Source organism: Bacillus swezeyi (assembly GCF_030908325.1).
GTDB classification, from domain to species: domain Bacteria; phylum Bacillota; class Bacilli; order Bacillales; family Bacillaceae; genus Bacillus; species Bacillus swezeyi.
Map to the genome: position 1 here is coordinate 3,050,139 of NZ_CP133085.1, position 16,641 is coordinate 3,066,779.

At 41.1% G+C, this 16,641-nt stretch carries 14 protein-coding genes; 2 read left to right on the forward strand and 12 right to left on the reverse strand.

The genetic code is table 11. The annotated features are described in order from the left end of the window. Positions 1-296: 296 nt before the first annotated feature. The 4 genes from RBH91_RS15080 to RBH91_RS15095 form a co-directional block, all read right to left on the reverse strand. The gene (locus RBH91_RS15080; RefSeq protein ID WP_307892091.1) at positions 297-2,891 is read right to left on the reverse strand and encodes a heavy metal translocating P-type ATPase; all 2,595 of its coding nucleotides are present in this window, start codon (positions 2,889-2,891) and stop codon (positions 297-299) included. A gap of 11 nt (positions 2,892-2,902) precedes the next feature. Further along, on the reverse strand, positions 2,903-3,223 hold the full coding sequence (locus RBH91_RS15085; protein WP_076763512.1) for an ArsR/SmtB family transcription factor: 321 nt from the start codon (positions 3,221-3,223) through the stop codon (positions 2,903-2,905). A gap of 731 nt (positions 3,224-3,954) precedes the next feature. Continuing rightward, entirely contained in the window at positions 3,955-4,140 is a 186-nt protein-coding gene (locus RBH91_RS15090) for a DUF3986 family protein (protein WP_307892092.1), read from the reverse strand. 94 nt (positions 4,141-4,234) lie between these two features. Continuing rightward, positions 4,235-5,062 carry an alpha/beta hydrolase gene (locus tag RBH91_RS15095; RefSeq protein ID WP_307892093.1) on the reverse strand — a complete coding sequence of 276 codons (828 nt, stop codon included), beginning with the start codon at positions 5,060-5,062 and terminating at the stop codon, positions 4,235-4,237. 625 nt (positions 5,063-5,687) lie between these two features. Between RBH91_RS15095 and RBH91_RS15100 the strand changes: the two genes are divergently transcribed. Beyond that, positions 5,688-6,317 carry a hypothetical protein gene (locus tag RBH91_RS15100; RefSeq protein WP_307892094.1) on the forward strand — a complete coding sequence of 210 codons (630 nt, stop codon included), beginning with the start codon at positions 5,688-5,690 and terminating at the stop codon, positions 6,315-6,317. A 142-nt stretch (positions 6,318-6,459) separates the two neighbouring features. On the opposite strand, the gene RBH91_RS15105 is transcribed toward RBH91_RS15100, so the two are convergent. Further along, positions 6,460-7,698, reverse strand: coding sequence for a cytochrome P450 family protein (locus RBH91_RS15105; protein ID WP_307892095.1), 1,239 nt, complete (start codon positions 7,696-7,698; stop codon positions 6,460-6,462). A gap of 202 nt (positions 7,699-7,900) precedes the next feature. On the opposite strand from RBH91_RS15105, the gene RBH91_RS15110 reads away from it, so the two are divergent. Beyond that, a complete protein-coding gene (locus RBH91_RS15110; RefSeq protein ID WP_307892096.1) occupies positions 7,901-8,287 on the forward strand; it encodes a hypothetical protein in 387 nt (128 codons plus the stop codon). Here RBH91_RS15110 and RBH91_RS15115 read toward each other — a convergent pair. The 7 genes from RBH91_RS15115 to RBH91_RS15145 all read right to left on the reverse strand — a co-directional run bounded on the left by RBH91_RS15115 (position 8,234) and on the right by RBH91_RS15145 (position 16,091). Then, on the reverse strand, positions 8,234-10,267 hold the full coding sequence (locus RBH91_RS15115; protein ID WP_307892097.1) for a levanase SacC: 2,034 nt from the start codon (positions 10,265-10,267) through the stop codon (positions 8,234-8,236). The two genes, RBH91_RS15110 and RBH91_RS15115, sit on opposite strands and share 54 nt — an antisense overlap. 21 nt (positions 10,268-10,288) lie before the next feature. After that, complete coding sequence (locus tag RBH91_RS15120) at positions 10,289-10,471, reverse strand: hypothetical protein (protein ID WP_307892098.1); 183 nt, start codon at positions 10,469-10,471, stop codon at positions 10,289-10,291. Positions 10,472-10,487: 16 nt separating this feature from the next. Then, complete coding sequence (gene levG, locus RBH91_RS15125; protein WP_307892099.1) at positions 10,488-11,315, reverse strand: PTS fructose transporter subunit IID; 828 nt, start codon at positions 11,313-11,315, stop codon at positions 10,488-10,490. Positions 11,316-11,335: 20 nt separating this feature from the next. Next, complete coding sequence (locus tag RBH91_RS15130) at positions 11,336-12,139, reverse strand: PTS mannose/fructose/sorbose transporter subunit IIC (protein WP_307892100.1); 804 nt, start codon at positions 12,137-12,139, stop codon at positions 11,336-11,338. A gap of 15 nt (positions 12,140-12,154) precedes the next feature. Next, positions 12,155-12,646 carry a PTS sugar transporter subunit IIB gene (locus RBH91_RS15135; RefSeq protein ID WP_307892101.1) on the reverse strand — a complete coding sequence of 164 codons (492 nt, stop codon included), beginning with the start codon at positions 12,644-12,646 and terminating at the stop codon, positions 12,155-12,157. Then, complete coding sequence (gene levD / locus RBH91_RS15140) at positions 12,643-13,083, reverse strand: PTS fructose transporter subunit IIA (RefSeq protein ID WP_307892102.1); 441 nt, start codon at positions 13,081-13,083, stop codon at positions 12,643-12,645. The genes RBH91_RS15135 and levD overlap by 4 nt, the downstream gene beginning before the upstream one ends. A gap of 209 nt (positions 13,084-13,292) precedes the next feature. Beyond that, positions 13,293-16,091, reverse strand: coding sequence for a sigma-54-dependent transcriptional regulator (locus RBH91_RS15145; RefSeq protein WP_307892103.1), 2,799 nt, complete (start codon positions 16,089-16,091; stop codon positions 13,293-13,295). Between the last annotated feature and the right edge of the window lie 550 nt (positions 16,092-16,641).

Sequence of the window (16,641 nt, forward strand, 5' to 3'; positions counted from 1 at the left end):
ATAAGCAAACGGATCGTGTAGACATTGTTTATGAACTTCCAGAAGGCATACCTACTGTCAATTTCGACTCGGAAAACGAAGACGTCATCGACGCGATGCAGCTCAGGCATGGAGCTTGATAAAATGCTCCCACATCCTTAGGCCTCCGATTCACTCTCTCACTCTTTTAACACAGTATTCGGCGGTACACTTCTGTAACTGTCACATGTTGTGTACCTCTCGCTCATCCTCTCTGTCCATTTCTCTTATTCTCAAAAATATAAGGATGTCTCTATGAAGAAACATCCTTATCACATCTATCCTTTAAATTTTAACAACCTTAGCGCATTTAAAATGACGATTAAGGCTGCGCCTGTATCGCTTAAAACAGCCATCCAAAGGGTAAGCCAACCGGGAAAGATGAAGAGTAGCGCAATAATTTTAATAATGATAGAAAACCATATATTTTGCTTTATAATGGTTAAAGCTTTTCTGCTTAGTTTTATTGTGTGTGGGAGTTGATCAAGGTGATCTGCCATTAACACAATATCGGCCGTCTCCATTGCTGTGTCGGTTCCTGCACCGCCCATAGCGATCCCTAAATCTGCCGTTGCTAGGGCTGGGGCGTCATTTATGCCGTCTCCGACCATAGCCGTTTTACGTCCCTCATTTTGTAGTTTCTTTATGATATCAACTTTATCCTCCGGTAATAATTCTGCAAAATAACGATTGACTTTCGCTTCTGAAGCAATCATTTTTGCAGTTCCTTCATGATCTCCGGTCAATATGACAGTTTGATTCACTCCGCTGTATTTTAATGTTTTCAAAACAGAAGCCGTTGTTTCACGAATTGGATCAGAAACTGCAATCAACCCTATCACTTGATGTTGTGTACCTATCATCACGACCGTCTTTCCTTTATTCTGTATCTCTTGAACATGTTTCTTTACATTCTCTAAAGATATATTCATTTCAGTAAATAGTTTAGGATTTCCGGCATAAAAAAGGGTTCCATCAATTGTCGCTTGAATGCCTTTTCCAACAATATTTTTGAATAGCTCACCATTTTTAGCTTGAATTCCTTTTTCATTCGCATGATCAACAATCGCTTTTGCAATCGGGTGTGTGGAGTAATTTTCTAATGTTACAGCTATTGATAGTAATTCTTCTTCTGTCACATTCAACGCTTTCATTTCTGAAACTTTGGGCTTGCCTTCGGTTAAAGTCCCTGTTTTATCAAATGCAATCGTATTGATGGAGCCTGCGGTTTCTAAGAATGTTCCACCTTTGATTAAGACCCCGTTTTTTGCGGCATTCCCAATGGCAGATACGATTGCAACAGGAGTAGAAATGACTAAGGCGCAAGGACAAGCAACAACTAATAGTTCGAGCCCTTTATAAAACCATTCTCCCCAAGTGCCAAATCCAAGGAACGGGGGCAGCACCATGACTGCTAAAGCTAAAATAAAGACAATAGGTGTATAAATACTTGCAAACCGATCAACAAATGCTTCAGTCGGTGCTTTTTGCTCCTGTGCTTCTTCAACCAAGTGGATGATTTTTGATATGGTTGTATCTTCAACCAGCTTTGAAACTTTTATCTCCAGTGATCCATTTTCATTTATCGTCCCTGCGTATACTGTGTCACCCAGCTCCTTATCCACAGGAATGGATTCTCCTGTAATAGGAGCCTGATTGACACTTGATTCTCCTCGTATGATTTCACCGTCTAAAGGAATCTTATCACCCGGCTTCACGATGATGGTGTCTCCTATAGATATTTCTTCAACAGGCTTCTTCATGATCTCGGCATTCACTTTGACCCAAGCTTCAGGAGGAGCTAGATCCATCAGGTTTCGTATCGAGTTCCTTGTACGCTCAATTGATTTTGTTTGCAGAAAGTTACCGATGGCAAACAGCCAGATAACAGTAGCACCTTCAAGCCATTCACCTATAAGAGCAGCTCCGATTGCCGCAGCAGACATCAGAACATTCATATCAAGTGACCGACTTTTTATTGCATAAAAAGCACTCTTAACTGGCTTATAACCACTAATCACCATTGCAGTGGCGTAAAGCAAAGCAGACATTAATGCTGAAACACCAGTAAAGGATCCGATAAAACCAAAAGCTATTAATAAACTGGACATGATAATTAAGCCGCTTTCCTTATTACCCTTATTCAATTGTAGTGGTTGATTTTTTGAATGTAATGAAGCTTTATAGCCGATTTTAGATACTTCAGAAATCATCTCTTCGACACTGCTGGTATGTTCAATTTTCATTTTCCCAGTGGAGAAATTCACACTGACATTTTGAACTGATGGATGAGTATTAAAATGATTTTCAATGCTTTTAGCACAACTTCCACAGTCCATGCCTTCGATATTGTATATTTTTATATTGTTATTCTGATTTATGGGTTCTATAGAGTATCCGAGTCTTTTCATTTCATTCTCAATGGGAATAAAAGCATCTGCGTTATTTGCAGTCACTTGCATTTTTGCCGTACTGTAATTAACCTTTACATCAACTATATCCCTTAAGGTCGTTAAACCTTTTTCAATTGTTTTTGCACAAGCGGGACAATCCATGCCATGAACTCTAAATTCTTTCCGTTCTTCAATCGTATTGGAGCTCGCAATCGTTACTTTTTGATCATGGCTGTTACAGCAATGAGGCTTTTCTGAACGGTCAGCTTCTTTCATCGTTGATTTGCTGCTGCAACAGCTATCGGCTTCTTGTGTACTCTTGATGGATTGAGAATGACTGCAACAATTAGCTTCATCCTGCATGACATCAGATACTGAAGAAGAATCGTTTAATAAATCTTTGTGAGTGTTACAACAACTCGTCTCCATTTTTTCAGTTCTTTCGATACTGTTATTTGTACTACAACATTTGTCAGCCATTTTTAATCCCCCTAATCTATATGCCGGTCACAGCACGCCACATCATGTTGAACATCATCTAGAACAACATCGAACATTTCCAACAAATCCCTTATATGCTGGTTGCGTAAACTGTAGTAGCCATATTTCCCCTCATTCCTTCTAACAATCATTCCACAACCTTTTAAGCAGGCGAGGTGTTGTGAGATATTTGATTGATTACCGTTGATCTCTTCTACAATCTGGGAGACTGTTTTTTCTTTGTCTTTAATACATTCAAGAATTTGAAGCCTTGTTTTATTTGAAAAGCCGTGAATTAATTTAACTTTTGTGTCTATTTTGTTATGTTCCATATGTTATCCCCCCTAACATATTAGATAGAGCTAATATGTTCTGTTGATATCATATTAGCTCTGTCTAATATGTGTGTCAAACAATCGAAGGCTGACTAAAGAAAAACGGAAATGAAAAAATGTCGCCACCGGCTTTTAAATTAGCAGCTTTACGTGCACTGACTCCTTTTTGACAACAGTACAGGGGTTACCACAGCCTTCCCTTCTGTTGCATCTAATCCTATGGGTTAGTCTTTGAGTTGAAGAAAGAGAAAAGGCAGCGCGAAATCTCGAAGGAGCTCGGAACCCCGCGGATTGAAGAGGGTTTGTATAGGGCGAAGAAGAAGGATCTGAAGAGGCTCGGAATGATAATCATTATGACTCTATTTTAGAATTGTTAATTATATTTATATGGTTAATTGGCGTGTCAGAATACAAGATACTTTAACAAACAATGTTCCGGCAGGCACTCATACGGAGCCAAAAAACAAGCGTCTGCAATGAACACTATGAATAATCTTATTTTCTTTTTCACATTTCTTCCTCCCTTTTCAGTTGAATTTCCTTTTATCTTATAAAAAGGTTTTATTTCACACAATACTTTTGTCATCATATATTCCCTAAAGTCAATAAGTTTCAAAATTGAAAGGCCGGAAAACAAAATTCCTGCCACTTTTTTAGTTTAAAAGCCAATTTAAACGAATTACCGAAAAAATAAGAGCCACTATCTATAAATAGGACTCTCATAAAAATTATTGATTTAACTCCATTTCAATCCAATTTTTGAAATACACGGAATCTTGTTCATTCATAGCATGATCCTGAAAATTGAAATAAATGTCCCATACATCTGCGTCTAGTTGTTTTAATCCCGCTTCTTCCAGATCTAACCCTTTTCTATTGCAACTAATATGCAGATGCTGTTTATCAGCGTTCATTTGGAATTCCCTCTCCCCTTTAAAACATGATCGGATGTTTCTTCATGTTAGGCGGCACATGAAGAGGGTCTGAGCAGAACCAGCTCTTTCAAGCTTACTCGTTTTCCTTCTTTAAAAACGCCATCACAGCTTTTGTCATATCCTGCGCTTCTTTTGGTCCATCCGGAGAACCGAACATTTTATTTAAATCGCTGTGAGATAAGTTCTTGACTTGATAAACAAAATCAGACCCTGTCGCTTTGTTTGCGGTTTCTGCAAATTTGTAAACAGAAGGATCTTCCCAGCGGGTCACTAGATAAGCCGGCGGCAAATTTGAATTGTTTATGTAGGTGAGCGGTGATGCTTCTGTCCACACCTTTTCATCAGGGCCATACACTTTTTTGTAAGATGGAATCGCTTCGATGAATGCCTTGATATTCAAAGGTCCATCTAATATAACAATCGAATTGAGTGATTCCGGTTTTAGGCCGACGCTGTTTAAATATTTTGCATCTGCTGCAATTAAGCCCGTCAAGTGTCCCCCTGCCGAATGCCCCATTACATTGATTTTCGATTGATCAATTTGATATTCATCTGCATGATTCTCAACCCATTTAATGGCCTTTGCAACATCATAGGCCATATCATCATACTGAACATCAGGATGAAGCCGATGGTTGACAGACACGAAAACATAGCCGTTTTCTGTAAAAAACGCCGGCTTTGAGGCAGCCCTGCCTTTGTCCCCGCCTGTCCATCCTCCTCCATGAATGTAGATGAGAGCGGGATGTTTCTCTTTCTTCACCGTCTTCGGTGTATAGATATCCAGTGTCTGCTTTTCGTCATTTGCGTAATGAATATTTTCTGCATTCTTGTTTGCAGAACATGCGAATAAGCCAATACATAAAGTGACTAATGCTGCCCATTTGATTATTCGTCTCAAATTTAAAACACCTTTCTTCTCTGGCCATGTTGTTATGTTCAGTTTGAATAAAATTATACACAAATTTCAATTTAAATGCGGAACTATTTTCCGATACTCGATAAAAAGAAAGAATTGTTTTTAACTAGTCAAATATATCTAGATCCTCCAATCACTTTAGCTCTATTAAAAACGGACAAGCGGCAACGAGAAACGAAGACATCATCGACATTCTCTGTCGACCGCTTCGGCCTTGATTTGCTGAAAGAAAAAATACAGCGGCAAACCGCAAAGGACTTCAGGGTCTTGCGGGAGGCTTATTCGCCCCCTTTTTACTGCTGCCTGGCTGTCGAGTAAAACAATATATTCTGACGTTTATCTTTTATCCTGTGAAAATCCCTGAAATTGACCCAGAGCCTGCCTAAAGCATTCACTGATACCTGTTGCGTGATGAAATTAGATCACTAAAATAAGGCATCATCGTCGTTAATCGAAAAGCGGTGTACGCTGAATTCGAGATTCACACACTGAAAGCCCGGCAAACAGCTGTGAAGCGTTTTACAAAAATGGAAATTATCTATTGAATTTTTAGGAATTTTATCCTATGATTAAAGACGTACATACAATTATAATCTGGAGGTTAATCATGAAAAAAGTATTAATTTTATTTTTAACTATTTGTTTAGGAGTTATTTTGGGGGCTTGTGGTTCTTCAGAAACCGCAAAAAACAGCGAGGATACTAAGAAAGTGGACACAAACGAAAACAAAAATTCTGATAGCGAAAAAGAAAATGAGAATGTACAGGAAGATGAAAATCTTAAAGGGAAAGATGTCTATACTAATAATAAATTGAATATAGATGGCACTGTCGGCCCTATGAAATATACTATCAAAAGTATTCAATTAAAAGAAATGCAGCCGAAAAATGAACAAACAGCCTCTCTACTCGGTGTTAAAGTTGGCGATACTGTTAATGCCGTAACAATTGAAATGTCAGGTGAAAATACATCAGATGATGATGTGAATTTCTATTTGGGACAGGCAACAATTGTCACTAATACTAAAGAACAGCTTGAGCCTGAAATGCTTATTTCCAAACATATTGAAGGAGAATATCTAGGAAAAGTTAAAAATGAAGGTGCAAATGTTTACATTTTGAAAAAATCGTCTGTTCAAGACTTGAAATCAATTGAAATACGGATTAATGCTCCGACAAACAACGATTTTGAACCTCTTGGAAAAGATGTAAAACACACTATTAAAGTGAATCATTAAAGACGGCCCTTTTCAGGGCTTTTTTAAGTTAGAATAAAACTTATCCAACAAGATCCATCCGCTTTTGAAGTGAAAAATGTAAAGAGTCCTTTTGTGATAGCCTAAGGACTCTTCTTCCTGCAGATTCTAAGTGACGTCACTATCATGAGAAAGATAGTGGCAGCTCTTCTAAAGCTCTCATCAGAAAGTTCCCTTTCCATTTCATTTGTTCCCTTTCGTCTTTTATCTTTATATTTGGGCAGCGGCGCAATAATGCGGAAATGGAAATCTTTGCTTCCAAACGGGCAAGCGGTGCGCCGAGACAAAAGTGACTCCCGTGGCCAAAGGCAATATGGCGGTTGTTCTTTCTTTCAATATCAAACATCTCAGCATTCGGGAATATTTCTTCATCACGGTTGGCGGATGCTAATGAAATGATGATTAAATCTTTTCGTTTAATCTCTTGCCCGTGCAATACAAACGGTTCAGCCGCCCAGCGAATGGTCGTTAATTCCACGGGACTGTGAAACCGCAATGCCTCTTCTACGGCTGAATCCATCAAGTTCGGTTGTTGGCGAAGTTTCTCCAATTGATCGGGATAACTCAGCAATGCGTATGTCATATTGGTGATTAAATTTACGGTTGTTTCATGCCCTGCAACGATAAGCAGCATAATTGTCGAGTACAGTTCTTCTGTACTTAATGTTGTTCCTTCGTCTTCTGCCTGAATTAATGCACTGATTAAATCTTCTGCAGGTTCGTTCCTTTTTTTATGAACTAAGTATTCCAGGTATTCAGCGAATTCTCCTATTTTATGATTGTTTTCCTCCATGCTTTCAAGTGTATCTGCAAAATCAATAACCGTTTGCGACCAAACCCTGAATTTTTGACGATCTTCAAGGGGAATGCCAAGCATTTCACTTATCACGATAATCGGCAAAGGGAAAGCGAATTCGTCGACAAGGTTCATGGAATGATTGGGTTGTACTTTATCCAATAAAGAATCGGCGATCTGTTGAATTCTGTCTTCAAGCTGCAAAATCATTCGGGGAGTAAATGCTTTCTGAACAAGGGAGCGCAAGCGGCTGTGATGAGGGGGGTCTGAGTTGAGCATATGCTTTGATAAAGGCTCTTCATTTTCCAATAGAACGGGACGGTTCTCTTCTTCTTCGGTAAATACATTTTCATAGTTTTTCTTTAATCTTGCATCCTTTAATAGATGTATGGCATCATCATATCTCGTAATGAGCCAGCCTTCCCCCAGATCTCTCAAAGATACAGGGTAAAGAGAGCGAGATGCGCGCCATTCTTTGTAAAAATCATACGCTTCATCTTTAAATGCCGCCGAAGACAATTGACTTTCCGACAATATGGTGGAGCTCTTCTCATGTTTTGAAGACATTCAGACAACCTCCATCTTTGTTAATATAAGCCTTTAATAGAATTATAAACCACGACGGTTTGTTATGCTATCAATAACCAGCATTCGAACATTTCATTTTATCAGGGCATGACACTTTTAAATGCTGGTTCGATCTAAGTATTCTTAAATATATACACTAGTGATCTCTTACTTATTACATAAATTCTCATAGGATGTTATGATGTTTTGTAATAAAAAACAGATAGATAAGCCGCTTGAAAAAAACAAAGAAGAACCTAATGAAAGGTTTGGAACAGCTTTTATTGCGGTTTTCTTTATTTCTATTTTTCTCTCCATATGTACGTTTTTTATAGAATATAAATATTTCCTTCTTGTATTATTCGCACCCTCAATGAGTGTGATGTTCATCAACCCTCCTTTCTCTGAAAAAAAGAGGTTTTTTCGTTTATTTGCCGGTCTTTATTTACTTTTACTGGCACCAGAAACGGTTTCAAACATAAACAGTCCGGATTATAAAAATCCGGACTGTCAGGCTGGAATTCCAGCCTCTTTGTCATTGATTAACGTAAACATTCTGGAAAGCTGCCGTCGCATCCCAAACGTTTAAACCAAATGTTCCATTTGCAAATGCAGAGTCATCGGCATCTATCACTAATCGATCATCCAGATAAATTTTAAAGTTGGTGCCGCTGGCCACCGTTTTCAAGTGATAGGTTTGATTGACATCGATCGGTGTTTTGTGTTCGGCAATGACAGCGGCCATCCCGTTTTCAAACTTGAAAAATTTGACGACGTCATTTTTGGCATCGACATTGGCAAGATAGCCGTTTTTAACCTCTTGATCAGCCCGAAACACGAGAGCTCCCGCCCCTCTTCCATTTCCATCCTTAACCGTGATATCAGATTCATATGTGAAGTCTGATCCAGATGATGAAGATAAAATGAAGGAATCGCCGTCAGAGCGCCCTTGCTTTCCATCAATTGTGTCCGCCCAAACACCGTTTACAGTCGTCCAGCCGGACAAATTGGATGTAAATGGCGACTGTCCCCATATTTTTTTCAGAGGATGGATCGTCATAGAGTTCAGTTTTACAAAACCGTTCGACGCATACACTTCTAGCCCTTTGCTCGATTGATCCGGGAGAATGATATCGGTGATCACCTGCCGCCCATCGTTTCCAAATACCTCGACTGAAGAGCGGTCAACAAAAATGCGCATCTTTACCTTTCCATTTACCGGACGCAGTGGAGCCGCATGCTTCCCGGTGTTAAAGCTCGGATTGAAGGAAACGTTTCCGGACCTGCTCCGGTCAACGAACAATAAAGCGCTGTTTTTGTGATAGCCGATTTTTGTATATTGATTTCCTCCTTTTCGAACCTTAAAACCGAATTCAGCAGCCGATCCGGCATGCACTTGGAATTCTGCATTGATTTCGTAGGCGTCGCCAGATTGACCTGGCAGCAAATGACTGCTTGCAGGCGATATGATGTTGTTTTTCCACCCTCGAGACGCCCCCCGGATGGATTGCAGCTCTGTTATTGGGGATTGAATGACTCTGTACCCTTCAGAAAGCGCTTTCAATTTTAGCTCGCGTGGAATCGTCATCGCACTTCTCCATGGGGATGTAGGAACATCGTTTGCATATTGCCAATTGCTCATCCATCCCAGCCAAAGCCGCCGTCCGTCTGATGACGGGATATCAGACCAGGTGACAGCCGCATAGAAGTCTTTACCATAATCCGTCCATAACACTTGTTCTGGCGGGTTTTCATTTTTAAAAGCCGTTCCATCAAAATCCCCTATGAAATATTGCATGCCTGATCCTCCTGAAACAGCCCCGTTTCCAACACTGACTTGCAGCACCCATTTCTTTTGATTTGGATTGCCGTCTACAGAAAGCTCAAACAAATCCGGACATTCCCATACTCCTTCATGGCTTCCATGTCCCTGTCCAAATTCACTGGCATAAGTCCATTCCTTCAGATTGCTGGATGTGTAAATGAGGATTCGATCACCGGCCGCAATCACCATTACCCACTTTTTTGTCTCTTCATGCCAAAATACTTTCGGATCGCGAAAGTCCTTTTTTCCCTGGTTGGGAATGACGGGATTGCCTGAGTATTTCGTCCATGTTCTCCCTTTGTCATTGCTGTAGGCGATGCTTTGCGCTTGAACGCCTTCCCGATCCTGCGTATAAATGGCTACAAGCGGCTTCTCCTCCCCTGTCTGAAAACCGCTTGTATTATTCCAATCCACTACTGCGCCGCCTGAAAAAATCGTGCCTTTCTCATCCGGAGACAATGCAACGGGCAGGTGCTCCCATCTGACTAAATCTTTGCTTACCGCATGCCCCCAATGCATCGGCCCCCACTGTAATCCATAGGGGTGATATTGATAGAATAGATGATATTCCCCCGCATAATAAACCATTCCGTTTGGGTCATTCATCCAGTTTGCTTCAGGGGTGAAATGGTACGCCGGCCGATGCTCTTCATTATAGTAGCTTGAGTCGGCTGCATAAACAGGAAGGGCCGCAGAAAGTAGCAGCATCAACATGATTCCAATTTGCATGAGTTTTTTCTCCACTTTCAAACTTCTCTCCTCTCCTTATACTTTCATCTTTCCGACGCCGCTTTCTGCTGCCGCTAAACTGCTATGATTGTTAAAATCGCTGTCTGCAGCCAAGGTTCTGTCGTTGATTGGCCGCACAGCATATTTCATTTCACGGTAAATTTTTTGCCCTGCCGGAAGGGCCTGACTGTCTCGGTTTGCACTTTGCTTAATTTTCAATCTCGCCTAAAACAGCTTATTTCAGAAATCCGGCCCAATAGCCAAGAATTCCGATGATGAAGATGCCGAATATAATGAGAAGAGGATTCACTCCTTTGCGCAGCATCCACGCCACGAGCAAGGTCAACCCTAAAGGCAGTGCACCCGGCATGATGCTGTCTAAAACATTCTGCACGGTCTGAACATCAACTTTGCCGGATTCATCCTTAATTCTTGAAACAACGATTGGAATGTTGATGGTGGTCCATTTTGAGACCAGAGCCCCCATCACAAACAGCCCGAGTATGGAAGCGCCTTCCGTCAGTTTTTGAATGCGATTCCCAACCAAATCCTGCAAAATTTCCATTCCTTTAACATAGCCGTACTTTAAACCGTAATATTTCGTGCTTAATCTTACGGCGTTAATTAAGAAAAAGAATAGCAAAGGCCCGGCGATGTTTCCCCCTAAGGCAAGCGAGGCTCCTAAAGCGGCCAGTACCGGACGCAATGTCCCCCAAAAAATAGGATCGCCCACACCCGCTAACGGGCCCATTAAACCGATTTTCATCCCATTGATTGCTTTTGCATCAATTCCTTTATTGTTGGCCATTTGTTCTTCCATGGCGGCTGTCACACCGAATATGGGCGCTGTCAGCCACGGATGTGTATTAAACCATTCCAAGTGGCGCTTGAGTGCTTCGCTTCTTTTTGCTCCCGGACCGTACAGCTTTTTAATCGCCGGTATCATGACATAGCAATAGCCCATTGCCTGCACGCGCTCAAAGTTAAAAGATCCGAGCAAAAAATTTGAACGAATAAACATGCTGAAAATTTCTCTTTTCGTCAATCTTTTTTCTGTTTCCATCATTTCATCCCTCCTTAATGTTAGGCATCAAGATCATCATCATCATCATAGACGGCCATGTTGTTGTCCGCAGCTGCGGCGACTGCTCCCTGCGCCTGATTTTTTTGCATGACCTGCTGATATAAAAATGCCAGACAGAGTCCAAGGGCTCCGAATCCTACTAAGTTAAAGTCAGTAAATGCCGCCAATAAAAAGCCGATATAGAAGAATGGCTTCAAATAAGGAATGTTCATCATATTGATCACCATGGCATACCCGACGACAACGATAATTCCTCCTCCTACCTGCAAACCTTTTGTAATGACTTCCGGAATATTCCCCAAGAAAGCTTGAACGGCGCTGACACTGATCAATGCCACGATCAATGTAGGAATCATGACGCGCAGCGCCTGAAACGCCATGGCGGTGATATGCATGATTTCGATTCCTTTAAAATTGCCATCCTTTGCGTATTTGTCAGCGCGGTGAATTAAAAAGACCGTGATCGTGCGGACAAAAATGGTCAGCGCCTGCCCTGCAGCGGCCAAAGCGACAGCGACGGCAATGCCTTCGCCGATTCCCTGATCAGCCGTAATGACTAAAATGGTTGAAATAACAGAAGCGATGGCAGTATCAGGCGCCATCGCAAGGCCGACATTCATCCAGCCCAGCGCCATCAGCTCCAGCGTTCCGCCCAGAATGATTCCTGTCTTGAGATCCCCGAGCACCAAGCCGACCAAGGTGCAGGCAATCAGCGGGCGGTGCGTCTGCCCCTCATCCAGTACACTTCCTATGCCTGTAATGGCGGCGATGATCAACAACAAAATGATTTGTATTGTAGTCATCTTCTAATTCCCCCTTTATGAATTGATGACATTTCTTACAATCTGCATAAAGTCTTCACTGTTGTCTGAAGGAAGCTGCCGCAATTCCAGTTTTACGCCTTTTTCATACAATGCTTCAAACGCCTCGATATCTTTTTCTGTGACGCTTACCGATTTCGTAATTTGCCGGCGGTTATTCTCGAAGCGCATCCCTCCGACATTGACTGTATCGATGGGTACGCCTGCTTCAATAATTGATACAATATCGCCCGGTTTTTCAAATAAAAGCATCGCTGTTGTATCTTGGTAGCGGGGACTATGAAACGCTTTTGCCATCTTCGAAATAGAGACGGCGCTCGCTTTTACATTTGAAGGTGCAACCGAAAGGATCAGCGTTTTTCTCATTTCATCAGCGGCAATGTCATCTGAAACGATGATGATTCGATCAGCGGCATGAATTTTAATCCACCGTGTTAAAACTTGGCCGTGAATGAAGCGGTCATCAATTCTTGACAAAATAATTTTCATAATAATTCATCCTCTCTTTCTTGATCGGCGCTTTTTATGTTTTCTAAATGTTCGCTGCACACTTGGAAAGTTTGTTGACTCATGTTTTTCAATTGATTTAGCAATTCTTTAAGAGGCATATGTCCTCTCAGGCTTAAGGCTTCCAACAAAATCGGCAGGTTCACACCGGCGGCCATATCCATTCTTCGATCGCCGACGATGTACGGTGTGGCCGCGTTATATGGCGTCCCTCCAAAAATATCCACCAAAAAAAGCACTTCATGTTCTTCGGGAATGCCCTTCAGCGTCTGTTTATATTTTTCTTGCAATGTTTGGATGCCTTCCCCTTTTAAAAACGGCACCGCCATGAGGTTGTCTTCTTCGCCGAATATCATGCCCGAAGACTCTTTTAATGCTGTGGGAAAATGTCCATGACCACTAATAATGACTGAAATCATGATGTTTGCTCCTTTCCTTTTTCGTTCGCTTATTTATAATGCAAGTATCGTGCCAAGGTAGGAGTGTTAAGAATTTTTATTGAATCTTAAGTCGGTTATTTTTTCTTGACGAAACACATTCACATAAAAAAATAAACCTGTATTAAAATGGGGTTCCATTTAATACAGGTTCGCGGGAAAAAGCTGTATTTAAAACAGCCTGCTTTTGACTATGGCTGCAATTCTTCAGCAAAAATCGAAGCGATAAACATTTTTTCATCACGGCTTATGTTGAGTCCAAGTTTTTCTTCATAAGGTATTAATGTCTGCTCAGTCACGTGATAGACCTTTTCCAGTTCATCGGTAATTTCTTCTTCATCCGAAAAAGCGATCGGGTTCTGTTTAATCACCCTTTCAAAAGCAAAAGCCGTGTGCACGATGACTTTGATCATCACTGAATTGTTTAATATGATGCCTAATTCGTCCTGGATCGTTTGCAGCCACTCCAGTAAAATTTCTGTAATATGATACGGGTTCAAAAACACGAGATATTTTTTCAAACTATCCTCGCAAAGCTCCCGCACAATGATATTCGGGCTGGTTAATCCGCCGTTTATCGGAGCATGGCCTTTTGTGATCGCCTGTTGAATCATCTTTTCTCCTTCTCCTTCAATTAATACTTCCAAAGATACATGGGGAGCATCAATTTTTGGGTTTTTCGTTCCAACTGTGGCAACGATCTCATACTCTTGTTCGATCTTTTTTATGCTGTTTGCCAATTTAATCGATGAAACGGTCAAGATTTTAATTGGATCATCAGAAGCCTTGTTTACGATTGTTGTTAATATCTCTTCCAGCTTTTTGGCCGTTCCGCTGCCTGTCGTGCAAATGGAGACCAATGCCTTCTTTTTGCCGGATGCCGCCGGCTGTTTGTCCCATAATTCGATAAAATCCTTTTTAACTGAATCATAGATCGCATGCAGATTTAAATTCAAATAGTTCACCTTTCTCACGGCATCCAGCACCATTGATGTGGTAACATTGCTGATTGTTTTGATCTTTACGCCGGTTTTTTCCTCGAGTCTGCTTTCCAGCATCGCAAGCGATCCCATGTCGACAAGCATTAAAATGCCTTCCCCTTCGTCAACCTCCTGAATTTTAGCCGCCAGGCATTCGATGATTTCTGATGGGGAAACCGCAAGAGGCATATCGACTGCGACGATAGGGGTGCTGCCTAAAAGTTCAGTCGCCACTTCAACCAAGGAATTTGCCATGCTGTTGCCGTGCGCAGCGACTACAATCCCCACCCTTTTGTTTTCTTCCAATGATTTGATCGAATGAATCAGCATCGTTAAGTAGATGACTTCTATTTCCGGAATGACGACTCTGAAATATTCTTCAATCTTATCTTTAAAAATCAGTGCGACCTGATATTCTTTCACATGGGTATCGCGGATTTCGTCGGTCTCCTGTGTATTTAAAACATCGATTTGCTTTCCGCGCTTTAAAAATGAATCAATATGCATGCTTAAGAAGTAGATGAATTTACGGTCGAATTTGCAATTCAGCTCATGTTCGGCCACTTCTTTCAGCTCTTTCGTAATTTGAAGCACATCGTCTTCAACAAATTTCAGCAAGTTGTAGTTTTGAAACGTTCTTTGATTAAAAAAACTTCGAACATGCAAATGGATATCCGTCAAAATATACTGATTAATATCCTTTCTTGATAAGCCTTCTTTATTTAACATTTTGACTTTTTCCTCTATCAAATGATACAAATTAAACGAAAGGTCTTCATCAATCTTCGTTGTTTCATCCTCCACAATCGGCGATATGATGGTTGTAATGTTGACGTATTCAGAAATCATTTTGCTTCTTTCAATATTTTTGCTGCTTGAAATCCAGTCTTGCTTGATGTCCTCCGGCAGATCCCGGACGGTCAGTTCCACAATATCATCCCTGTCCAGATTATTTAAAAAACCGTGTGCACAAACCAGCTGTACATTCGATTTCAGCTGGCCCACATTTCCAAATTTCGCAGAATGAATCAGCGCGTTGTAGACATCAATGTGGACGCTTAAATTTTTCTTGATCCGCTCCGCTTCTTTCCCCAGTAAAAACGTCGTCAGCTCGACTCTTTCTTGCAGAGAGCGTTCTTCAAGCGAAGGAATATGTATCGTCATCGGAATTCTTCGCAAAAACGTTTTTAATAAGGAAGAACTTGGGTTTTCTGTAGTCGCGCATACGAACAATACCTTTGATGTCCTTTTATGCTCTGTTTCTCCAAGCCGGTTATAAGTGCCGCTGTCAATAAAATAAAACAGCATTTCCTGTCCTTCCGGAGGGAGGCGGTGTATTTCATCCATGAAAAGGATGCCTCCGTCGGCCTGTTCGACTAAGCCGACTTTATCGTCGCCCGCTCCGGTAAAACTCCCTTTTTTATGTCCAAATAATTGAGAGAGCAGCAATTGGGGATTGTTATAGTAGTCTGCACAATTAAATGTAATAAATGGAGCGCCCGGCTTCAAAATTTCAGAATAAATGGCGAACTGATAAATCCGGTTGGCAAAAAGCGATTTACCGGAACCCGTCGGCCCTAAAAGCAGCATATGGAGACCGTGCGGAGGATAAAAAACAGCTGCTTTTGCTTGGGAGATCGCTTTCTTTAAGCTGCCTTTTGCCCCGATCATGAGTTCCAGAGGATTCGTAGAAATGTCTTGGCGCATCCTTTTTGGATGACCGGAATGCTGCTTCAGCTCTTCCACTTCCATATCGTCTGTATTCCATTTGCAGCCGAACGTTTTTTCCACTGTTTCAACCGGGACATAGCGAACAGGGAACGTTTTAACCTTGATGACCTTTTTGGATCGAACGAGGTTGTTCAATTCAAAGCTGACATTGGAGCGCTCCATTTGCAATTGTTGAGCAATTTCCTTTGCTGAATTTCCTTGCACCTTTAAAAGCTGATTTATAGTAGATTCACGAAAATTATCCAGTAGCTGATGGTATATTTTATCGATTCTTTTCATGTATATCATCCTTTTTTAGTGTTGGAAAAGCTGGTTTGGCATCAAGACCGGACATCCGTTTCCATTGCCGATTCGATTTCCAGGCCTTTGCTTCCTGGTTAGGATTGACATGTCCCTGCCCTGTTTTTTAAAAATTCAGAATTTATTTATTTTCATTTGGTCAGTCGTTCTATCAAAGACCATTGACGAATTTTAAGTCTGCGCCTTCCTCATGAAAATGACCCCAATCGGCCGCATCGAGAAAGGCCTTTTACAGATTGACAAACTTCTCTCTTATGATTTTGTATTCATCTTAGCGATCTATAATCACTGTAACTAGTGTTTTTGCTTCATATATTTTCATAGCTCCCCCCTCCCAAAGTAATAACTTGTCAACAGTTTACCATCCTCCGAGAATGCATTGGTGAAAAATCCCGATATCGATGAAAATGAAACTTATAGAATAGGTCTAAAAACCCAATCAATGACAGCCTCGCATCATCTTCCTGATGTCTGGAAATAAATTGCCCTCTGGCGGAGTGTTTCACTTCAAACTTACAGACTATCATCA